Below are 21631 nucleotides of genomic sequence, written 5' to 3' on the forward strand. Positions count from 1 at the left end.
ATTATACAACAATGATTTATTCCCCTGATCCGCTACGTCAGCAAGTTGAAAAACAAAGCAATGGCCAACGAACAATAATTTACAGCCCTAAAGGCCAACCTAATTATGTATTTATTGTCCCTCGTTTTAATTTAGAAACGATAGATAAAAACCTAGGTAGCGGTATTCATCCTGCATTTATCGTAAATAATAAAGCTATCGATGCTTTTTTTTACTCTTGCTATTCTGCCAGTTTACGGGATGGCGAGTTAGTGAGCCAACCTAATCAGATACCTGCCTGCAATCTCGATTTATTGCAATTTCAATCTTTAGCCAAGAAAAGCGGACAAGGTTGCCATATTAGTACTAACGCACAATGGTGTGCATTAACTGCACTTATTAATCAAAATAATTATATTGTGCAAGGAAATACAGATTATGGCAGAAATTACCTTAATATTGATGAAAGTCGCTCCCGTATTGATGGTTTAGCGATTGGTAGCAGTGAGGGCACACCGACCACACGTACAGAAACACAATGGAAAAGTTGGCATCATAATCATCAGCTGACAGGGATCAGTGATCTTGTTGGCAACCTTTGGGAGTGGCAAACGGGTGTTCGTTTACATGCAGGTGAAATTCAAGTTATCCCAAATAATGATGCGGCGATTCTTTCAGGTGACTCAATATTAGATTGGTGTGCTATTGATATGAATACAGGAAAATATATTACGATAAATAGCCCAAACAGCGCTAAATATGACTCCCCGATAGCCAAATTAGATGGCAACGCGGGATCTCCTGTTATTTCACAAAATATTTTAAATTTTAATGGTGATCCTACAGATTCTAGCTATCCCGCAGGGTTGCTCGATAGCCCTTTCCGACTTGTTGCTACCGCTAATCAGGAAAACATTCCTAGCTTACTGAAGGTATTAGGACTGGCACCTTATCAAAACAAGCAAGTTGATGACCAAATCTATTTACGTAACTATGGAGAACGTGCTTTGATGCGTGGTGGGGCTTGGTATTCACAAGCAAGTGCAGGGATCGATGCGCTATGTCTCAGTCATACGGCAAAACATAGGAGTATGACAGTCGGGGCAAGAACGGCTTGGCTATACTCGTCATACTTCAAGTTGCAGCGTTGTTGACTACGCTCATGCGCACCAGTCACATACTTGTGTATGCTCCTAGCGACTCATTCACTTGTCGCCTAGCTGCACCTCGAATTATTTAGAGTATTAACTTGTCATACTTCAAGTTGCAGCGTTGCTGATGATGTCTCGCTGAGTTTATATCTCGACATATTTTGTTATGCCCCCTTTAATAAAAAGGGGGCTATTAGCTGAAAGCTACTTAGTTATACGCTTATATTTGATACGATGCGGTTGCAGTGCATCGGCACCAAAGGTACGTTTTTTGTAGTCCTCATATTCACTAAAGTTACCTTCGAAGAAAGTGATATTACCTTCGTCTTGGTAATCGATGATATGAGTCGCAATACGGTCAAGGAACCAACGGTCATGCGAGATAACCATTGCACAGCCTGGGAACTCCAGCAGGGCGTTTTCCAATGCACGTAAGGTTTCAACATCGAGGTCGTTGGTTGGTTCATCGAGCAGTAAGACGTTACCGCCAACTTGCAATAGTTTTGCTAAATGCAAACGACCACGTTCACCACCTGATAATTCGCCAACGCGTTTGCCTTGGTCGACACCCTTGAAGTTAAAGCGGCCAACATAAGCACGGCTTGGGATCTCAAAGTTACCAATACGCATGATATCTTGACCGTTAGAGATCTCTTCCCAAACGGTTTTGCTGTCATCCATTGAATCACGGAACTGATCAACGGAAGCGATTTTTACAGTATCACCAAGAGTGATGGAGCCTAAATCAGGTTGTTCTTGGCCTGAAATCATACGGAACAACGTTGATTTACCTGCACCGTTTGGACCGATGATCCCAACAATTGCCCCTTTAGGAATGGAGAAGCTAAGGTCATCGATAAGAACGCGGTCACCATAGGATTTGCTTAGGTTCTCAACTTCGATCACTTTATCCCCTAAACGTGGTCCAGGTGGAATAAACAACTCACTGGTTTCATTGCGTTTTTGGTACTCGACGCTGTTAAGCTCTTCAAAGCGAGCCAAACGTGCCTTACCTTTGGATTGACGACCTTTAGGATTTTGACGGATCCACTCAAGCTCTTTCTCAATAGACTTACGGCGAGCAGCTTCCGTTGACGCTTCTTGCGCCAGACGCTGATCTTTTTGTTCAAGCCAAGATGAATAGTTGCCTTCCCATGGAATACCTTCACCACGGTCAAGTTCAAGGATCCAACCTGCGACATTATCGAGGAAGTAGCGGTCGTGGGTAATGGCCACAACAGTACCTTCATAGTCATGTAGGAAACGCTCTAACCATGCAACCGACTCAGCATCTAAGTGGTTAGTTGGTTCATCGAGCAGTAGCATATCCGGTTTTTCTAGTAGCAAACGACAAATTGCCACGCGGCGGCGTTCACCACCGGATAGGTTTTCAATTTTTGCATCCCATGCAGGAAGACGCAAAGCATCTGCTGCGCGCTCTAACTGATTATCCAAGTTATGGCCATCTTGTGCAGAGATAATTGCTTCTAGTTCACCTTGTTCTTTGGCTAACTTATCGAAATCTGCATCTGGATCTGCATAAGCGGCATAAACTTCATCTAAACGTGTTAACGCATTTTTTACTTCAGAAACCGCTTCTTCCACGGCTTCGCGCACCGTATGTTCAAGGTTAAGTTTAGGCTCCTGTGGTAGGTAGCCAATTTTTATACCCGGTTGAGGACGTGCTTCCCCTTCAATTTCAGTATCGATACCAGCCATAATGCGCAGTAGCGTTGACTTACCAGCACCGTTGAGACCTAAAACACCTATCTTAGCGCCAGGAAAGAAGCTCAGAGAGATATTTTTCAAAATATGACGTTTCGGTGGAACAATTTTCCCCACTCGATACATAGAATAGACGAATTGAGCCAATTTACTTTACCTATTGTTTTATAAATGAAAGTTCAATACTTGAAGTATGACGAGTATATATTGCTGCATTATACCTTAGCGTAGGCTGGTTGCCGCAAACATTTATGCGATTCACTCTAATTGTTCCTCATCTTAAGTCAACAGTTGTGTGTTTTTTAGATAATAGTGTTCAGGAACGGGGTTATACAGATATCTATCGGCGTATACTTTAACGCGATGTTCAGAATGATTGATGGCCAGTTGAAGATGAGTCTTGGCATTATTAATTTTATAGCAGTGATTACTGCTATAAAATTAATTTAATGGAGAAATAAAAGGGTTATTGAACGGATACGGTGGGGGTTTCTAGTTTTACGACATCTGGTTTATTTTTAACATCACTGAGTTGTATTTTTTTATCTGTTCTTTCTGATGTTCCTGTAAAAACCCCGCCTTTTTTAATGGTAAGGTTTTTGGTTTGACAGATGCCATCTAGCTGACCATTTTCTAAGATATCTAAATCTTCAGAAACACATAGTCCTTTCATTTTTCCATTAATAGAGATGGTTTGGGCATAAATTTCACCTTCAACAACCCCTTCTTTTTGGATAGTCACAACGCCATTATTGCTACGAATACTTCCTTTTACATGGCCAAATATTTGGATGTCATCATCTAAAGTTAAATCACCCGAAATATGACAACTGCTTGAAATAGAGGTGCTTTTTCTAGGGGCGGCAGTTTGTGTCAATTTTTCTTCTTTTGTTTCAATAACGTCTTTACTATCAGCAGATAAGTTTGTTTTGGTTGGTTCAATTGAATTATCTTTATTTTTTTTCGCAAACATCTGTTTATTCCTTGTAGAGAGTAAATAAAAAATAATGAAGAATATGATCAAGAAAGGCAGAGATACAATCGAAGTATGAATATCAGTTAATACGTATATTAAAAGATAAGCCCACCCACAGCCTAAAATAGAAAAAAATAAATTTTTGAAATCCATATCCTATCTCATTTTATTTTAAAGGTTTTATACTCTAAATAATTCGAGGTACAACTTGGCGACAAGTAAACGAGTCGCTAGGAGCATACATCAATAGATGACTGGTTCGTGTGAGCCTAGTCAACAGTGTTGCAGCTTGAAGTATGACGAGTATAGGTTTATTCCAAATGAGCCAGTTTAAATTCACTAATCATAATATTTAACCGTAAAGATGCATGTTTGTCCATTTTTAAACGGCACTGATACTCTTATTTTAGGTTATATAGATAATTGTGCTTAATTAAAGCCAAGCTTTAGGTTGTTTTTTTATTTAATCGATTGTTTTAAAATGAATTTTTATTATGTTATTTTAATGCTATCTTATGACTTAATTTGGCTTTTTATTCGACTTATTGAGTATGTAATACCTCATTTTGAACAATATCTATTGATTAAGCTATATTTTAGTGGGTTTTGATATCGTAACGCTATTTATCTCTATTGAATTTAAATTCAAGAACTCTCTGGTTCTTTTTAAAGCAAAAATTCAGCTTAATGGCATTCATCAAGTGTATACTCTGAGTATGTACTCTAATAGTGATAACTCTGCATACAGTAGGAACTAGGGACGTATTAAATGAAAAAATTATTGCTAGCAGCTCCAATTGCCATGATGTTGGTATCTACAGCAGCATGGGCAGACTCTTTACAAGCACAAAGAGATCGTTATCAAGCCATCAAACAAGCTTGGGATGCTAAGCAAATGGATGAAGTTGAACGTTTATTACCAACGCTGCAAGACTATCCATTATACCCTTATTTAGAATATCGAGAACTAACTCAAGATCTTGATATTGTTTCACCAAGCCAAGTACAAAAATTCATTGATGCACATCCTACATTGCCCGTAGCTCAAACATTGAAAACACGTTTTATCAATGAGCTTGCCCGTCGCCAAGAGTGGAAATCGTTACTGGCTTTCACTCCTGAAGAGCCAAAACCTGCGCAAGCAAAGTGTAATTATTACTACGCAAATTGGGCCACAGGTAATAAAAACTTAGCGTGGCAGGGGGCTGAGAAATCATGGTTAAATGGCCGTTCTATGCCAGAAGCTTGCGATAAGTTATTTAACGAATGGGAAAAAGCGGGCTATTTGACACCTGAAATGATCCTTGAGCGGATCCATCTTGCTATTGATGCAGGTAATACTTCAATGGCGGCTTATCTCGCGAAACGTTTGCCACCAAGCTATCGAACAATTGGTGACGCATTAGTTAAGTTACAAAATGATCCTGCATCTGTGACTCATTTTGCAAAAACAATGACACCAACCGATTTTTCACGTCAAGCAACCATTGCGGCATTCAGCCGTTATGCACGTCAGTCACCTGATGCCGCACGTACTGCATTACGAGGTATTAGTAGCGCGCAAAAAATGAATATGGCTGAAACGCAAAAAATGAAAGACAGTATTGCTTGGCAATATATGGGCGATGTCACGCCTGAGCAGGCTAATTGGCGAGATGAAACAATTGCTGAAACAAATTCTACGACTCTCAAAGAGCGTCGTGTTCGTTTAGCACTTGGCTTAGGGGATAAAGCTGGGGTGGCGCATTGGTTAAAACAATTACCAGCCGATGCTAAAAATAAAGAAGAGTGGCAATACTGGCAAGGGATCACTTTAATCGACGAAGGGAAAAAAGCCGAAGGTGAGGCAATATTACGTAAGCTCATTAATGGTCGTGGTTTTTACCCAATGGTTGCAGCTCAGAAATTAAATATTGAGTATCCGCTGTATATTAAAACGGCTGAAAAACCAGAAGACAACCTTGATAAGTTGCCTGAAATTCAGCGTGTTCGTGAATTGATGTATTGGCAAATGGATAACCTCGCTCGAACCGAATGGGTTAGCTTAGTCGCCTCCTTGCCTGCTAATCAGCAAGAGCAATTAGCGCGTTATGCGTTTAACCATAATTGGGCTGATTTGAGTGTGCAAGCAACGATCACCGCAAAATTATGGAATCATTTAGAAGAACGTTTCCCTCTGGCATGGGAAAAAGAGTTTGAGCGTTTCACAACCGATAAATCAATCTCAAAAAGTTATGCAATGGCGATCGCAAGACAAGAAAGTGCGTTTAACCCACAGGCTCAGTCTCCAGTAGGCGCGACAGGTCTTATGCAATTAATGCCAGCCACCGCCAAACATACCGTACAAAAACAAGGCATCAGTGATTATGTCAACACAAGCCAATTGACCAATCCTGTAAAAAACATTGAGATTGGTACTGCCTATTTGGATGATGTTTACCAACAATTCTCGCATAACCGTATTTTAGCCAGCGCAGCCTATAATGCGGGTCCTTCAAGGGTGACGCGTTGGTTAGGTAATAGCGGTGGTCGTATAGATGCGGTGGCGTTTGTTGAAAGCATTCCTTTCTCAGAGACCCGTGGTTATGTGAAAAACGTGCTGTCCTACGATATTTTTTATCGCTACTTTATGGGGCAAAATGGACCTGTTTTAACGGATAATGAGTGGCTGATGAAATATTGATCCCTGAATTGATTATCGATACTTGTCATGTTTTAAGTTGCAGCGTTGTTGACAACACTTAGCTGCAACTCGAATTATTTCATGTTATGTAGGTGATTTGCTAAAGAGTATGTTATGATTTTGTACTAGTTAAATAGTATGGTTGGATAACATGACAGCAAATCACCTTAATGACCCGGCACTCACCACCAATGAGAACGATGACTGGCAACGCTTCGTTAAGTTACTTCAGCTTGCATTTGAGCAAGATTTACAGCATCCGATATTACAATTATTACTGACACCCGATGAGCGCACAGCTCTGGCGACTCGAGTACGTATCGTTCAAGAATTGATGCGCGGTGAGATGAGCCAAAGGGAGCTGAAAAATGAGTTAGGAGTAGGTATTGCAACCATAACTCGCGGTTCCAATAGTTTAAAATCAGCACCACAAGATGTTAAAGCTTGGTTGGAAGAACAATTACTTAAAAAGTGAAATGTGATACAGCCATAAATCATACTAAAGGTGTCTGGGCGATAAATAAGTCTCTACTCGTCATACTTCAAGTTGCAGCGTTGTTGACTACGTTCATTCACGTCAGTCACATCGTTTTCTATGCGCCTAGCGATTCGTTCATTTGGTCGCCTAGCTGCACCTCGAATTATTTAGAGTATAAATAGTGTAAATTGTGTCATTGATGCAAACAATAAGGGGCAAAGACTGCCCCTTTTGTTATTTTTTCGTTATACTCGGCGTGTGTATCGTGTTGCAGTATTTAATTGATAGTACGCCTCACGATGCTGAATTAATCTTCTATCTGGTTTAGCTCTTTATAAATTTCATGCTTAATGGGAACCAGTGCCAGTATCAGTGCTTGTTGGTAAACACTTGTGCGTGTAAGTACCCCGTTAGTGAAAAAGCCAATAGCGCCGCCTTGTTGTTTGATATTATCAATACCGGTTAAATCCGCCATCTCATCGCCAAGCTCACGTCCTTCACGGATACCTGCGAGAACTTTTTCAGGGATCATAATACTCGCTGAACGTGACTCTCCACGGATTTGTTTATGTTCAATCACAATCCATGCAAAAGTCATGTCTTCATCGATGCCGGCTTCGATACCGACCCAGAAATCGGCTTCTGGACGTACTTGTCTTGATGCCATGACGCGTTGTCTTGCACCTGTACGGGTTTCATTATTACCGATTGGTTGCTGTGGAACGCTGCTATCAACGTTAATATCTTCGATTTGATAACTGCCTGGCCCAAAAACAGCATCGAAAGCAAGATGAATTGCTTTAATTTTGGCAGGATTAGTCGTTGCAGCTATAACTTGGTACATTAATTATTTTCCTTTGAACACATACTTTACAAAGTAATAACGGAACACATCTATGTTACAGGTTTATCTTGTTCGCCACGGCGAAACCGAATGGAACGTGGCTCGTCGTATACAAGGGCAATCTGACAGCCCACTTACTGCTACCGGTCGTTTGCAAGCTAGGCAGGTGGCCGAAAGAATAAAGTTAGAAGGCATTACCCATATTATCACTAGTGATATGGGACGCACACGTGAAACTGCACAAATCATCGCTGATGTTTGCGGGTGTGAAATTATCACAGAACCGCGTCTTCGTGAACTAAATATGGGCGTTCTTGAACAACGTGAAATCGAAACCCTAACAGAACAAGAAGAACAATGGCGTAAAAGCCTTATCGATGGCACCCAAGGCGGGCGGATCCCGAATGGCGAATCGATGGAGGAGTTATACCTACGTATGTTTGCTGCATTAAATAGCTGCTTAGAGCTTCCAGAAGGAAGCCGACCATTGTTAGTCAGTCACGGGATCGCATTAAGTACATTACTAAGTCGTATTTTAGGCGTGCCTGCCTACTCAGAGCGCCGCTTACGTTTACGTAACTGCTCGATTTCACGTGTTGATTATCAAAATAGTCCTTGGCTAGCTAATGGCTGGATAGTTGAAAGCACCGGTGAGGTGACCCACTTAACTCAACCTGCTTTGGATGAACAGCAAGCGTAGCTTAATTTGGAGTTTCAGATTATTGAAACTCCAAATCATTACCGCCTAATTGGAATATAATAATCAAAAGCAGCAATATGTGATTTTGGGTCATCATTCTTATAATTAATATCGCTTACTTTGATATCTTTAAGTTTATAATGCTCAATATCGTAGCCTGGCCTGCGAGTCAGGTTTAGCTTAGGCAGATACACCCCATATATTTGATAAAGAAACTCTTGCATTGCACCACTTGTCGGTTCACCGCTAAAGCTAAACTTCACATACTCCCCAGCAGGGATGGTTAAATGGCTATATTCGGCGTTGTTAAAGCTAGCATCTTCAGGCTTAACCGCCGTTGTATAAAATACCGTTTGTTCATCTTCTTTTTCAGTGTTATGGATAGCATGATGCAAGCCAAACACTTCAGAAGCGATACTTGTTGTATGGTCTAGATAATAATGCCAGAACGTTTGGCGCATCTGTGAACAAGCACTTGACCACTCTTCGAGAGCATAAGAACAGCTTTGCTCTAAGCCGATTAATGGCTGCTCCTGCATTTGAACAAACTCATGATCTAAATGGCGATGGTCATCCAAAATAATTGGCGGGCAAATACCCGTAGCACACCATTCGTCAGTACGGCGATAATAAGCAGGTGTTAAGCTAAATTGCTTCTTAAATGCACGAGTAAACGTTTGTTGTGAATCAAAGCGATACTGTAGTGCAATATCAAGAATTGGGCGACTGGTAAGGCGTAGAGCAACAGCTGCACGAGAAAGTCGACGAGCGCGAATATAAGCGCCTATCGCTTGGTCAGTCACGTCTTTAAACATCCGTTGTAAATGCCACTTGGAGTAACCGGCTTTTGCCGCAACATTATCGAGTGATAGGGGTTTATCTAAGTTATCATCGATCCAGCGTAGGAGGTCACGAATAATATTTGTTTGATCCATGTATATCCCCAGTCGAGAAGACTTTAAAAACAGATATAGGTTATCAAGGAACGCCTATTCTATATCAAGTTACCTTTTTCGTTTATAGTAAAAGAGTTATATTTACCATTTAGTTATATATTCAAAAGAATTTGAGTTGTGAGTAGGCCGCTATTTCAGTGCCGCCAGCCCCTTGCAACTTGAAGTATGATGAGTATCAAGATGCTGCCAACGTAAGCGAAGCCGCATCTTCTGGTTGAAAAGGAAACCTGTATGCGTTTTGGCAAGTTAAAAAAAGTATTTTTGGCATCACTAGTATCGGCATTACCTTTTGCGACATTTGCGGAGGAGATTGGCTCAGTTGATACCGTATTTAAAGTTTTTGGGCCAGATCATAAAATCGTTGTTGAGGCATTTGATGATCCTGATGTAAATAATGTGACTTGCTACTTAAGCCGTTCAAAAACCGGGGGGATCAAAGGTGGCTTAGGTCTTGCAGAAGACACGTCCGATGCCGCTATTTCATGCCAACAAGTTGGTCCTATTGAGCTCAATGATCGTATAAAACGTTCACCTAAAAAACCACATGTGGTATTCCAAAAACGTACTTCATTGGTATTTAAAAAGCTACAAGTGGTGCGCTTTTATGATCCTAAACGTAATACGCTAGTTTATCTCACTTACTCAGATAAAATGATTGATGGCTCACCGAAGAATGCAATCAGTGCCGTGCCTATCATGCCATGGTAATCATACATACTTGTCATACTTCAAGGTGTAGCGCTATTCGTTAGGATATAAGTGTGTTGTTCATGTGTTACCTAGCTACACCTCTCATTATTTAGCGTATAGATTAAATAATATAGAGTGCGGTAAAAACAAAAACCGGCGGGATGGCCGGTTTTTTATCGATAGCGAGACGAATTATTCGTCCAAATCACCACAGAAACGGTACCCTTCACCATGGATGGTAGCAATGATTTCCGGAGTATCCGGTGTTGATTCGAAATGTTTACGAATACGGCGAATAGTCACATCCACTGTTCTGTCATGTGGTTTCAATTCGCGGCCTGTCATTTTCTTCAGTAAGTCCGCACGGGTTTGAATTTTACCTGGGTTCTCACAGAAATGTAGCATGGCACGGAACTCACTACGTGGTAATTTGTAGTGTTCACCGGCTGGGCTAACTAATGAACGGCTATTGATATCAAGCTCCCAGCCATTAAATTTATAACTTTCAACTAAGCGGCGCTCTTCTGTACCACCTGATAAGTTCATGGTGCGAGAAAGCAAATTACGTGCACGGATCGTCAACTCACGAGGGTTAAACGGTTTAGTGATATAGTCATCAGCACCAATTTCGAGCCCGAGGATCTTATCAACCTCATTATCACGGCCTGTTAAGAACATTAAAGCGATACTTTCTTGTTCACGCAATTCACGAGCCAGCAACAGGCCATTTTTACCTGGTAAGTTAATATCCATGATGACTAAATTGATGTCATGCTCAGAAAGAACATTGTGCATCTCTTCGCCGTCAGTAGCCTCGTGGACAACATAGCCTTCCGCTTCAAAGATACTTTTTAGCGTATTGCGTGTGACAATCTCATCTTCAACAATTAAAATGTGTGGGGTCTGCATATTTGCTACCTAAAGTTTTAAAATAAAATTAGTGAACACATAAGCCGCTTCCAAGATTAGGTGGTTTTGTTTTTATGTTTTTTGGAAAAACGCGTCTATGAGTTATAAATTAGTTGTCGAGTCAACGTTACTATATAATACTCGCCATACTTCAATTTGCAGCGTTGTTGGCTATGCTAACTCTCACCAGTTACATAGTTTTCTATGCTCCTAGTGACTCATTCACCTATCGCCTCGCAGTAACTTGAATTACTTAGAGTATACTATTGCCTCTGTTATTATCAGATTCAAAAATGAATCAAAATTTAGGCACTTTCCCAACGTTGGGCTGTTAACAGCAATATAACAGCTAATACTGCATTTACCACCTAAAAAAATAACTTTTGTTGATACATATCAAAATCAATTGTAGCACGTTAACAAAATTTGTTAGTAAGAAAACGTGACAAATTCTATACATGTTTAACTATCAGATAATGCCTTACGATTTGCTAAGTTGCATTCTTGTATATTTTTGAAAGCTGTATTAAAAATAGACATAGTGCTGACAAAATCTCTTAAAAAAATCATAAAAATTTTATATCGACATTTGTTAATTTTTTGGTTTTAAAAGTTACCGCTTGGTGGGTTGTTCCATTTTCTGCTCAATTTTTATTTAAGATATAGAATAATTTTTGATAAGTTACCGCTAGCAGAGAACGCTTTTTTTGCAAATAAATTTGACATTTTTAGGTAATTGCTTTAACCGTATAGGGAGAAAGTAACAAATTAAGAGACAGACAGAATTTATGCGTAACATCAGCCTGACAACGATTATTATTACCACCACCGTAACCACAGGAAACGGGGCGGGCTGACGCATCCAAAAAATAAAAAATGAAAAAGCCCGCATCCAATAAGATGTGGGCTTTTTTTTGGTGTTAAATCAGGAGAGGAATACCATGCGTGTGCTTAAATTTGGCGGTACTTCGGTTGCAAATGACGAACGAGTACTCAATGTTGTTGACATCGCTGAAAGTAAATTGGCTGATGGACAAGTGGCTTTGGTGTTATCAGCACCAGCAAAAATCACGAACCATTTAGTCGCAATGATTGATAAAACGGTTGCAGGTCAGGATGTCATCACGCATGTGAATGATGCAGAAATGATTTTTGCTAACCTCCTAAAAGGATTGAAAGAAAAACAGCCGGGTTTTGAATACGACAAGTTGAAAAAACTGACTGAACAAGAATTTGCACAAATTAAACAAGTACTGCATGGTATTACTCTTCTAGGCCAATGTCCTGATAGCATCAATGCTTCAATCATTTGCCGAGGTGAAAAACTCTCTATTGCAATCATGGAATCAGTGCTAAAAGCACGCGGGCACAACGTTACCGTGATTAATCCAGTTGAAAATTTACTCGCTGTTGGTCACTACCTCGAATCAACGGTCGATATTAACGAATCAACCAAGCGCATCGCTGACTTAAATATCCCGAAAGATCACTTTGTATTAATGGCGGGTTTCACCGCAGGAAATGATAAAGGTGAATTAGTGGTATTAGGCCGTAATGGTTCCGATTACTCAGCAGCCGTGCTTGCCGCTTGCTTACGCGCTGATTGTTGTGAGATCTGGACTGACGTTGATGGGGTTTATACTTGCGATCCCCGTTTGGTACCTGATGCACGCTTATTGAAGGGAATGTCTTATCAAGAAGCGATGGAACTCTCCTATTTTGGCGCAAAAGTCTTGCATCCACGCACTATCGCCCCAATTGCTCAATTCCAAATTCCTTGCTTAATTAAAAATACCACCAACCCAAGTGCACCGGGAACTCTGATTGGTGATGGTCAAACTGATGACAGTACACCAGTCAAAGGGATCACCAACCTTAATAATATGGCGATGATCAATGTCTCAGGCCCCGGTATGAAAGGAATGGTTGGCATGGCAGCACGTATTTTCTCGGTGATGTCACGCAAAGGGATTTCTGTCGTACTGATCACTCAATCATCTTCTGAATACAGTATCAGCTTCTGTGTGCCTCAAAATGAGTTAGGCCGTGCACGTCACGCATTAGAAGAAGAATTCTATTTAGAATTGAAAGATGGTGTATTAGACCCTCTGGATGTGATGGAACAACTAGCGATCATTTCAGTCGTTGGTGATGGTATGCGCACACTTAAAGGGATTTCAGCACGTTTCTTCTCTGCATTAACCCGTGGCAATATCAATATCGTTGCGATCGCTCAGGGCTCTTCTGAGCGCTCAATTTCAGCCGTTATCGCTAATGGTTCAGCAACCACCGCAGTGCGTCTATGTCATCAAATGTTGTTTAATGCAGAGCAAGTCATCGAAGCCTTTATCATTGGTGTTGGTGGTGTCGGTAATGCGCTGATCGAACAAATTCGCCGTCAGCAACAATGGTTGAAGCAAAAACATATCGACCTGCGTGTTTGTGGTATTGCGAACTCAAGGGCTATGCTGACCAATATGCAAGGCATTTCACTGGATAATTGGAAACAAGAACTCGATCAAGCAACCGAACCATTTAGCCTAAGTCGCTTGATCCGTTTAGAGCGTGAGTACCATTTCCTCAATCCAGTGATTATTGATTGCACATCGAATCAAGAGATTGCTGAGCAATATGTGAATTTCTTAAAAGATGGCTTTAACGTCGTTACCCCAAACAAAAAAGCCAACACATTATCAATGGATTACTACCATCAACTGCGGTTAGCTGGGGAAGCTTCAAAGCGTAAATTCCTTTACGATACTAACGTTGGCGCAGGTTTGCCTGTTATCGAAAACCTTCAGAATTTACTTAATGCAGGTGATGAACTGGTTCACTTTAGCGGTATTCTTTCGGGCTCACTCTCTTTCATTTTTGGGAAGCTGGATGAGGGAATGTCATTGTCTGAAGCGACAACATTAGCAAAAGAAAAAGGATTCACTGAACCCGATCCACGTGATGATTTATCGGGTATGGACGTTGCTCGTAAACTCTTGATCCTCGCACGCGAAGCGGGCTACCAATTAGAGCTAAGTGATATTGAAATCGAAGCGGTACTCCCTGTTGAATTTGATAGCTCTGGTGATGTTGCAACCTTCATGTCACGTTTACCGCAACTTGACCAACAATTTGCTGATCGTATAAAAGCCGCAGAAGCAGAAGAAAAAGTGTTACGCTATGTTGGATTAATTGAAGAAGGGCGCTGCCAAGTGAAAATTGTTGCCGTTGATGGTAATGATCCACTCTTCAAAGTAAAAAATGGCGAAAACGCATTGGCTTTCTATACACGCTATTACCAACCAATTCCTTTAGTTCTCAGAGGGTATGGTGCCGGTAATGATGTTACTGCTGCCGGCGTATTTGCAGACATGTTACGTACCCTATCATGGAAATTGGGAGTCTGATAAGTGATTAAAGTTTATGCGCCCGCTTCAATTGGTAATGTCAGTGTCGGGTTTGATGTATTAGGTGCGGCGGTATCGCCAGCAGATGGAAGTTTACTCGGTGATTGCGTCACTGTTGAGGCGGCTGAACGTTTTTCTTTACACAATAAAGGGCGCTTTGTTTCTAAGTTGCCCAAGAAAAATGAACACAATATTGTTTATCAATGTTGGGAGCTATTTTGTGAGCGGTTAGGCAAACCTTTAAATGTTGCGATGACGCTCGAAAAAAATATGCCAATTGGTTCCGGTTTAGGGTCAAGTGCTTGTTCTGTCGTCGCTGCATTAATGGCATTGAATGAATTTGCAGGCCAACCTTTTGATGAAACCACCCTACTAAGTATGATGGGAGAGCTTGAAGGCCGTATTTCAGGTAGCGTGCATTATGATAATGTTGCCCCTTGTTATTTGGGTGGTTTACAGCTGATCATTGAGCAAAATGGTATTATTTCTCAGTCAGTTCCTGCATTTGATAATTGGTATTGGGTCATGGCTTACCCTGGAATTAAAGTCTCTACCGCAGAAGCCCGAGCCATTTTACCTGATAGCTACCCACGCCGTGATATTGTTAACCATGGGCGTTATTTATCAGGTTTTATCCATGCTTGCCATACTGGTCAGCCTCAACTGGCTGCGACCATGATCCAAGACGTGGTTGCGGAACCTTACCGCACACAACTGCTTCCAGGGTTTGCAGCAGCGCGTAAAAATGCTTATGAAATTGGTGCGCTTGCATGTGGCATCTCCGGATCTGGCCCAACACTGTTTGCGATTTGCGATGATCGACAAATTGCAGAGAAGATGGCTGATTATTTACAACAACATTATATTCAGAACGATGAAGGCTTTGTGCATATTTGCCGTTTGGATCTCAAAGGTGCAAGGACAATAGGGTAAACAATGAAACTGTATAACTTGAAAGATAATAGCGAGCAAGTTAGCTTCGCACAGGCAGTCAAACAAGGTCTTGGTAAACAACAAGGTTTATTTTTCCCGCAAGAGTTACCTGAGTTCAGCGCTGCTGAGATTGACGAGCTACTGAAACTCGATTTTGTGACTCGTAGCAGCCGCATATTGACGGCATTTATTGGTGATGAGATCCCAGAAGCGGAGCTTGCGGCACGGGTTAAAGAGGCATTTGCTTTCCCTGCACCTGTTACACAAGTTGAACAAGACGTCGCGACGTTAGAGCTGTACCACGGTCCAACACTGGCTTTTAAAGACTTTGGTGGCCGTTTTATGGCTCAAGCTTTAGGGCAGGTTGCAGGCAATCAGCCGGTGACTATTTTGACAGCGACATCGGGTGATACAGGTGCTGCGGTTGCACATGCTTTTTATCGTTTGAATAATGTTCAAGTGGTTATTTTATATCCAGAGGGCAAGATTAGCCCGCTGCAAGAAAAACTATTTTGTACTTTGGGTGAAAATATTCACACCGTTGCTATCAAAGATGATTTTGACGCTTGCCAAGCATTAGTTAAACAATCTTTTGATGATGAAGAGCTGAAAAAAGCACTACATTTAAATTCGGCTAACTCAATTAACATCAGCCGCTTATTGGCTCAAATTTGTTACTATTTTGAAGCAGTCGCTCAGATCCCAGCCGATAAACGCCAACAATTAGTCATTTCAGTTCCAAGTGGTAACTTTGGTGATTTAACCGCAGGGTTGTTAGCGAAATCAATGGGACTGCCAATCAAACGCTTTATTGCGGCGACGAATGTGAATGACACCGTGCCTCGTTATCTTGAACAAGGTGAATGGCAACCTCATCAAACAGTAGCCACACTGTCAAATGCGATGGATGTGAGCCAACCGAATAACTGGCCTCGCATTGAAGAATTATTCCGTCGTAAGGGATGGTCGCTAAAAGATCTTGGCCATGGTGTCGTAACAGACGAAGTAACGAAAGAAACCGTTCGTGAGCTAGATAAAAAAGGCTATATTTCTGAACCTCATGCTGCTGTTGCTTATCGCGTTTTGCGTGATCAGCTGCAAGAGGGAGAATATGGTTTATTTTTAGGAACGGCGCATCCAGCCAAGTTTAAAGAAAGTGTAGAGGAAATTTTAAATAAACAATTACCTTTACCGCAGGCTTTAGCAGAGCGTGCAGATTTACCTTTGTTATCGCATTTCTTGCCTTCAGACTTTATGCAATTAAGAGCGTTTTTAATGGAGCGAGCACCTAAATAAACGTTTATTTAGGAAAACGGAAGCGAACTGCTTCCGTTTCAGATTGTTGACAAACAGGGTTGTTTGACAATAGCGATATAAAGGTTATTTGAAATAAACTTAGAAAATCATTTATTGATTTTCGAATGCTAATACAAAGCGGGAAAAACCACATTTGTGTCCCGTTTTGTCAGCAACCTTCAACGAAAGTGTATGACGCCCACTGTCATGTATCATAGTCATTAAAGTAAATTATGTTAAACATATTATACTCGGCATACTGCAATCCTAGTGCTGCTAGCTGCGTTCACTTACACTCATTACCGCATTTTCTCTGTTCGCCAGCACGTGGAATTATTTAGAGTAAATAACGATATCACCACCAAAAAGTAAAATATCTTACTTATTGGTCAATTTATTGATTTTCATGAACCCTTACCATCTGAACCGTTTCTTCCTCCATTAGGCCCACCAAAGCCACCTCGACCACCTTCACCCCCTCCAGAGCCAGCATCGCCGCCATTGCCACCATTACCGCTTCCCGAGCCATTTCCACCGTTCCCTCCGTGTCCTCCATGTCCACCATTTCCACCGTTCCCTCCATTTCCATTTCCAGTTCCATTTCCGCCATTACCGCCGTTCCCTCGTCCATCACCATTTCCTCCGTTTCCTCCGTCTCCCCCATTTATACCGCCACTTCCGCCATTTCCTCCATTGCCATTACTACCTGATTGAGCATTGCCGCCATCTCCTCCGTGGCCATCTCCAGATCCATTCCCACCATTTCCTCCGTTGGTACCATTGCCTCCACTACCTCCACTACCTCCACTGCCTCCATTATCATTATCATGAAGATGGAATACGTTATTTACGCTTGAGATGGCATGTGGAATGAATGAAGTTAATGGGTGATAGATATAATTTGATGAATAACATTGTATTGAGAAAGGGAATAAAAATAGAACACCTATTGTTGTCAGCAATTTTTGTCGCATAATTATCTCCAACCCCCTTCTTCATTGAAGGGGGATTAACCAAATAGTTAAGTTACTTAGAGCTTAGTAACCATTCCCACCATTCCCGCCATTACCTCCGTTGCCACCATTCCCTCCATTTCCACCATTACCTCCATTGCCGCCATGACCACCATCGCCTCCGTCCCCTAAATACTTAATGGTTGTAGATATTGGTTCTACTGACAGTGGAGCTGTTGAAGCAAAAGCAATAGTTGGAATAAACAGTGCAGCAATAAAGATAGATTTTATTTTCATATAAATTTCTCTTGGTTAATTGATTAAATAAACTGCACTGTTAGTTTAGTTTTTCTGGATTATTGATCAATGAAATTAAATCGTCAAATTTACATGTCTTTATAACAAATTTTATTTTAATTTATTTTTTGATAAAAAAATCATAGAAATAAATTTTGTTTTGATTTTTGTTCTTTAAATTAATTTCATGTTTTATTTGATTGGTAATTTAATTATGAAAAATAATTAGAAAGGATAATTTAAGTAGGGTGACTGTTTTTCAGTGAAGTAATGGAAAGGAAACCGCCTCTTATTATGAGAATGTAAGAGGCAGGTTATTAAAGATATTCAATAAAGAGTCGTATTTTTAGGTAAATATTAGTCTTCAAGTATTAATTCAATTGCTTTTAGCTCTTCTTGTGTGAATTGACGGTTCTCAATAATACCTAAAGCATCATCAATTTGACTGACACGACTAGCGCCAATTAGCACTGATGTGACTCTATCATGACGTAAGATCCAAGCGAGTGACATTTGGCTGAGTTTTTGTCCTCGGCTAAGAGCCAGCTCATTAAGTTTTTTTACTTTACCAATGACTGCTGAAGTGAGCCTTTCCGGTGGGAGAGAAGGGTTACCAGCGGCTCTAGAATCGGCTGGAATACCATTTAAATAACGATCGGTCAGTATGCCTCCCGCTAAAGGAGAATAGGCGATTGAGCCGACACCTTCATCTTCTAAAACATCAAATAATCCTTCTTCAGGATCTCGTACTAGCATCGAATAGCGAGGTTGATGAATAAGGCAGGGGGTGCCAAGTTGGTTAAGAATTTCTATTGCTTCTTTAGCAAGTTCAGCTGGGTAGTTTGAAATCCCGACATATAAGGCTTTGCCTTGGCGAACAATAAGATCAAGCGCTCCCATTGTTTCTTCAAGTGGTGTGTCAGGATCGGGGCGATGATGATAAAAAATATCAACATAATCTAAGCCCATTCTTTTTAAGCTTTGATTTAGGCTTGCGATGAGATATTTTTTGCTTCCCCAGTCACCGTAAGGGCCATCCCACATCGTAAAGCCTGCTTTAGATGAAATTATCATTTCATCTCGATAGGGTAAAAAATCTTGTTGCAGAATACGGCCAAATTGGCTTTCCGCAGCTCCGGGTGGAGGGCCATAATTATTGGCGAGATCAAAATGGGTTATTCCATGATCGAAAGCATACCTTAGCATGGCTCGACAGTTATCTTGTGGTTTATTGTCACCAAAATTGTGCCAAAGACCTAAAGAGATAAGAGGGAGCCTTAATCCACTACGACCACAAAGGCGATATTCCATATCTGTATAACGATGAGCATTGGCAATATAAGGCATACTTCACCTCCAAATTGTTGGCAGAAAGACCTAGATTATATTGTCATAACCGGAGAGTGCACTCTGAGGAATCAATGCTAATTGATGACACAATACGCTATTTTTAGCAAATTTGTGATATGGGATAAAAAATAGGGGGGGTGACAGTGATTAGCCCATCACCCTAAAGATGATTAGTGTTGTTCAGGACGGGTAAAAATCAGCTCATTACCTTGAGATTGACTCTCATCAAACTGATATCCTTCAAGATTAAAATCTGCTAGTTGATCCGTTTTCGTGAGTTTATTTTGAATAATAAACCGGCTCATTAAGCCACGAGCTTTTTTAGCATAAAAGCTAATCACTTTATATTTACCATTTTTCTCATCAAGGAAAACAGGCTTTATCATCACTGCATCTAATTTTTTGAGATTAACGGATTTGAAATATTCGTCAGAAGCGAGGTTAACTAAAATTTGGTCGCCTTGAGCTGCGATCGCTTGGTTTAAATGGTTAGTAATGATGTTACCCCAAAACTCATATAAATCTTTGCCACGAGGGTTTTTCAAACGTGTTCCCATTTCAAGACGATAAGGTTGCATTAAATCGAGAGGGCGTAATAGCCCATATAAGCCAGATAAGATACGTAAGTGTTGTTGAGCAAATGCAAAGTCTTGTTCGCTGAAGGTTTCTGCTTGCATACCTGTGTATACATCACCTTTAAAAGCAAGAATAGCTTGGCGAGCATTTTCAGGGGTAAAATCTGCATGCCATTCACCAAAACGCGCGGCATTAAGGCCTGCTAGCTTATCGCTAATTTTCATTAGGCTAGAAATATCAGCAGGGGAAAGCTCACGGCAAACATCGATAAGTTGCTGTGATTCACCCAGTAGTTCAGGTTGAGTGAAAGTTTGCGTGGCAAGAGGGCTTTCATAATCTAATGTTTTAGCAGGTGAAATAGTGATGAGCATGACATGATCCCTATAATAAAGTGACGACCACCACTGTACCAAAAAATATGCATAAATGGCTAATCGATGAGATAAGTAAAAACAATTTTTCTATTTTGTCGTACTGTGATTATGCTTAAAAGAAGCTAAAAGGATTCAGTTTTTATTTAACGTGCGAAAACGATTGCATATCAATTAGTTGTTGCCGAATGGTTTTAGTCGCTTGCAGCAACTTAGATGCGTGATATTATCATTGTACGGTGCGGCGTTTGCCACAATTCCTTTATAACAACGAGATTAAAGAAATGACCGATAAATTAACTTCCTTACGTAGTCTAACCACCGTTGTTGCTGATACGGGTGATATTGAAGCGATGAAGCTTTATAAACCACAAGATGCGACAACTAACCCATCGTTGATCCTAAATGCAGCGCAAATTCCTGAATATCGTAAACTGATTGATGAGGCTGTTGAGTGGGCTCGTAAGCAAAGCAGTAACCGCGAACAACAGGTTATTGATGCTTGTGACAAACTGGCAGTAAACATCGGTCTGGAAATTCTTAAACTGGTTCCAGGACGTATTTCAACTGAAGTTGACGCACGTTTATCTTATGACGAAGAAGCGTGTATTGCTAAAGCACGTCGTTTGATCAAACTGTACAACGAAGCGGGTATCAGCAATGATCGCATTCTGATTAAACTGGCATCAACGTGGCAGGGGATCCGTGCGGCGGAGAAACTGGAAAAAGAAGGTATTAACTGTAACCTGACTCTGTTGTTCTCTTTTGCTCAAGCACGTGCTTGTGCCGAAGCAGGCGTATACCTGATTTCACCATTTGTTGGTCGTATTCTTGATTGGTATAAAGCTAATACAGATAAAAAAGAGTATGCACCACAAGAAGATCCAGGTGTGGTTTCAGTGACTGAAATCTATAACTACTACAAATCACATGGTTACAAAACGGTGGTTATGGGTGCAAGCTTCCGTAATGTAGGTGAAATTCTGGAATTGGCTGGTTGTGACCGCCTAACCATCTCTCCTGCACTACTGAAAGAGTTGTCTGAAGCACAAGGCGAAGTTGTTCGTAAACTCACTGATGCAGGTAAGACAAAAGAACCTGAAGCTAAGTTAACTGAATCTCAGTTCTACTGGCAGCATAATCAGGATCCTATGGCGGTTGATAAACTGGCTGAGGGTATCCGTAAGTTTGCAATTGACCAAGAAAAACTGGAAAAAATGATCGTAGAACTACTGTAAGTTCTTGTATTGTTTTCCAAGAGCCCAGCGTGGATAAAGCGCTGGGCTTTTTGTTTTTAATGGTGATCTGAAACTAAAAACATGACGTAGTCATATGCTGCGTATTGCGATCTGAGAGTCGATAA

The 21631-nt window shown here is 40.9% G+C and carries 19 protein-coding genes and 1 other annotated feature; of the genes, 10 read left to right on the forward strand and 9 right to left on the reverse strand.

The window, feature by feature from the left end; translation table 11 throughout:
- The first annotated feature begins 11 nt into the window (after positions 1-11).
- Complete coding sequence (locus SC428_RS10630) at positions 12-1133, forward strand: hypothetical protein (RefSeq protein WP_318707556.1); 1122 nt, start codon at positions 12-14, stop codon at positions 1131-1133.
- A gap of 201 nt (positions 1134-1334) precedes the next feature.
- Here SC428_RS10630 and ettA read toward each other — a convergent pair whose 3' ends face one another.
- Together ettA and SC428_RS10640 are read right to left on the reverse strand one after the other, a co-directional pair.
- Positions 1335-3002 (reverse strand): energy-dependent translational throttle protein EttA, encoded by a 1668-nt coding sequence (gene ettA / locus SC428_RS10635; RefSeq protein WP_318707558.1) that lies wholly within the window; start codon positions 3000-3002, stop codon positions 1335-1337.
- 319 nt (positions 3003-3321) lie between these two features.
- On the reverse strand, positions 3322-3984 hold the full coding sequence (locus SC428_RS10640; protein WP_318707560.1) for a polymer-forming cytoskeletal protein: 663 nt from the start codon (positions 3982-3984) through the stop codon (positions 3322-3324).
- A gap of 616 nt (positions 3985-4600) precedes the next feature.
- On the opposite strand from SC428_RS10640, the gene sltY reads away from it, so the two are divergent.
- Positions 4601-6514, forward strand: a complete 1914-nt coding sequence (sltY, locus tag SC428_RS10645; RefSeq protein ID WP_140187220.1) for a murein transglycosylase — start codon at positions 4601-4603, stop codon at positions 6512-6514.
- Positions 6515-6665: 151 nt separating this feature from the next.
- The gene (gene trpR / locus SC428_RS10650) at positions 6666-6989 is read left to right on the forward strand and encodes a trp operon repressor (RefSeq protein ID WP_070926923.1); all 324 of its coding nucleotides are present in this window, start codon (positions 6666-6668) and stop codon (positions 6987-6989) included.
- A 310-nt stretch (positions 6990-7299) separates the two neighbouring features.
- Here the strand turns inward: trpR and yjjX are convergent, their stop codons facing one another.
- On the reverse strand, positions 7300-7836 hold the full coding sequence (gene yjjX / locus SC428_RS10655; protein WP_070926921.1) for an inosine/xanthosine triphosphatase: 537 nt from the start codon (positions 7834-7836) through the stop codon (positions 7300-7302).
- 52 nt (positions 7837-7888) lie between these two features.
- Between yjjX and gpmB the strand changes: the two genes are divergently transcribed.
- The gene (gene gpmB / locus SC428_RS10660; protein WP_070926919.1) at positions 7889-8536 is read left to right on the forward strand and encodes a 2,3-diphosphoglycerate-dependent phosphoglycerate mutase GpmB; all 648 of its coding nucleotides are present in this window, start codon (positions 7889-7891) and stop codon (positions 8534-8536) included.
- Positions 8537-8574: 38 nt separating this feature from the next.
- On the opposite strand, the gene robA is transcribed toward gpmB, so the two are convergent.
- The gene (gene robA, locus SC428_RS10665) at positions 8575-9471 is read right to left on the reverse strand and encodes an MDR efflux pump AcrAB transcriptional activator RobA (protein ID WP_070926917.1); all 897 of its coding nucleotides are present in this window, start codon (positions 9469-9471) and stop codon (positions 8575-8577) included.
- Between the two features lie 252 nt (positions 9472-9723).
- On the opposite strand from robA, the gene creA reads away from it, so the two are divergent.
- A complete protein-coding gene (gene creA / locus SC428_RS10670) occupies positions 9724-10200 on the forward strand; it encodes a protein CreA (protein ID WP_070926915.1) in 477 nt (158 codons plus the stop codon).
- Positions 10201-10374: 174 nt separating this feature from the next.
- Here the strand turns inward: creA and arcA are convergent, their stop codons facing one another.
- Positions 10375-11091: a two-component system response regulator ArcA gene (gene arcA / locus SC428_RS10675; protein WP_070926913.1), complete on the reverse strand. Its 717-nt coding sequence runs from the start codon at positions 11089-11091 to the stop codon at positions 10375-10377.
- A gap of 788 nt (positions 11092-11879) precedes the next feature.
- On the opposite strand from arcA, the gene thrL reads away from it, so the two are divergent.
- The 4 genes from thrL to thrC all read left to right on the forward strand — a co-directional run bounded on the left by thrL (position 11880) and on the right by thrC (position 16721).
- Positions 11880-11948 (forward strand): thr operon leader peptide, encoded by a 69-nt coding sequence (thrL, locus tag SC428_RS22185; protein ID WP_071599685.1) that lies wholly within the window; start codon positions 11880-11882, stop codon positions 11946-11948.
- Positions 11887-12008, forward strand: a sequence feature (Thr leader region). Its footprint overlaps the gene before it by 62 nt.
- A gap of 24 nt (positions 12009-12032) precedes the next feature.
- Positions 12033-14492, forward strand: coding sequence for a bifunctional aspartate kinase/homoserine dehydrogenase I (gene thrA / locus SC428_RS10680; RefSeq protein WP_318707566.1), 2460 nt, complete (start codon positions 12033-12035; stop codon positions 14490-14492).
- 3 nt (positions 14493-14495) lie between these two features.
- On the forward strand, positions 14496-15425 hold the full coding sequence (gene thrB / locus SC428_RS10685; protein WP_070926911.1) for a homoserine kinase: 930 nt from the start codon (positions 14496-14498) through the stop codon (positions 15423-15425).
- 3 nt (positions 15426-15428) lie between these two features.
- Entirely contained in the window at positions 15429-16721 is a 1293-nt protein-coding gene (gene thrC / locus SC428_RS10690) for a threonine synthase (protein ID WP_070926909.1), read from the forward strand.
- Between the two features lie 404 nt (positions 16722-17125).
- Here thrC and SC428_RS10695 read toward each other — a convergent pair whose 3' ends face one another.
- The 4 genes from SC428_RS10695 to yaaA all read right to left on the reverse strand — a co-directional run bounded on the left by SC428_RS10695 (position 17126) and on the right by yaaA (position 20268).
- Positions 17126-17695: a hypothetical protein gene (locus SC428_RS10695; protein WP_318707569.1), complete on the reverse strand. Its 570-nt coding sequence runs from the start codon at positions 17693-17695 to the stop codon at positions 17126-17128.
- Between the two features lie 63 nt (positions 17696-17758).
- Complete coding sequence (locus SC428_RS10700; RefSeq protein WP_070926905.1) at positions 17759-17971, reverse strand: hypothetical protein; 213 nt, start codon at positions 17969-17971, stop codon at positions 17759-17761.
- Positions 17972-18328: 357 nt separating this feature from the next.
- Positions 18329-19318 (reverse strand): aldo/keto reductase, encoded by a 990-nt coding sequence (locus tag SC428_RS10705; protein WP_070926903.1) that lies wholly within the window; start codon positions 19316-19318, stop codon positions 18329-18331.
- Positions 19319-19491: 173 nt separating this feature from the next.
- On the reverse strand, positions 19492-20268 hold the full coding sequence (gene yaaA / locus SC428_RS10710; RefSeq protein WP_070926901.1) for a peroxide stress protein YaaA: 777 nt from the start codon (positions 20266-20268) through the stop codon (positions 19492-19494).
- 284 nt (positions 20269-20552) lie between these two features.
- Between yaaA and tal the strand changes: the two genes are divergently transcribed.
- Entirely contained in the window at positions 20553-21506 is a 954-nt protein-coding gene (gene tal, locus SC428_RS10715) for a transaldolase (protein ID WP_140182773.1), read from the forward strand.
- Positions 21507-21631 lie beyond the last annotated feature (125 nt).

The sequence above is a fragment of the Providencia sp. 2023EL-00965 genome (assembly GCF_033550225.1).
GTDB classification, from domain to species: Bacteria; Pseudomonadota; Gammaproteobacteria; order Enterobacterales; family Enterobacteriaceae; genus Providencia; species Providencia manganoxydans.

Coding starts and splice junctions, on each gene's coding strand:
- SC428_RS10630 (WP_318707556.1), top strand. CDS start 12: ATGATTTATTCCCCTGATCCGCTACGTCAGCAAGTTGAAAAACAAAGC.
- SC428_RS10640 (WP_318707560.1), bottom strand. CDS start 3,984: ATGGATTTCAAAAATTTATTTTTTTCTATTTTAGGCTGTGGGTGGGCT.
- sltY (WP_140187220.1), top strand. CDS start 4,601: ATGAAAAAATTATTGCTAGCAGCTCCAATTGCCATGATGTTGGTATCT.
- trpR (WP_070926923.1), top strand. CDS start 6,666: ATGACAGCAAATCACCTTAATGACCCGGCACTCACCACCAATGAGAAC.
- yjjX (WP_070926921.1), bottom strand. CDS start 7,836: ATGTACCAAGTTATAGCTGCAACGACTAATCCTGCCAAAATTAAAGCA.
- gpmB (WP_070926919.1), top strand. CDS start 7,889: ATGTTACAGGTTTATCTTGTTCGCCACGGCGAAACCGAATGGAACGTG.
- robA (WP_070926917.1), bottom strand. CDS start 9,471: ATGGATCAAACAAATATTATTCGTGACCTCCTACGCTGGATCGATGAT.
- creA (WP_070926915.1), top strand. CDS start 9,724: ATGCGTTTTGGCAAGTTAAAAAAAGTATTTTTGGCATCACTAGTATCG.
- arcA (WP_070926913.1), bottom strand. CDS start 11,091: ATGCAGACCCCACACATTTTAATTGTTGAAGATGAGATTGTCACACGC.
- thrA (WP_318707566.1), top strand. CDS start 12,033: ATGCGTGTGCTTAAATTTGGCGGTACTTCGGTTGCAAATGACGAACGA.
- thrC (WP_070926909.1), top strand. CDS start 15,429: ATGAAACTGTATAACTTGAAAGATAATAGCGAGCAAGTTAGCTTCGCA.
- SC428_RS10695 (WP_318707569.1), bottom strand. CDS start 17,695: ATGCGACAAAAATTGCTGACAACAATAGGTGTTCTATTTTTATTCCCT.
- SC428_RS10700 (WP_070926905.1), bottom strand. CDS start 17,971: ATGAAAATAAAATCTATCTTTATTGCTGCACTGTTTATTCCAACTATT.
- SC428_RS10705 (WP_070926903.1), bottom strand. CDS start 19,318: ATGCCTTATATTGCCAATGCTCATCGTTATACAGATATGGAATATCGC.
- yaaA (WP_070926901.1), bottom strand. CDS start 20,268: ATGCTCATCACTATTTCACCTGCTAAAACATTAGATTATGAAAGCCCT.
- tal (WP_140182773.1), top strand. CDS start 20,553: ATGACCGATAAATTAACTTCCTTACGTAGTCTAACCACCGTTGTTGCT.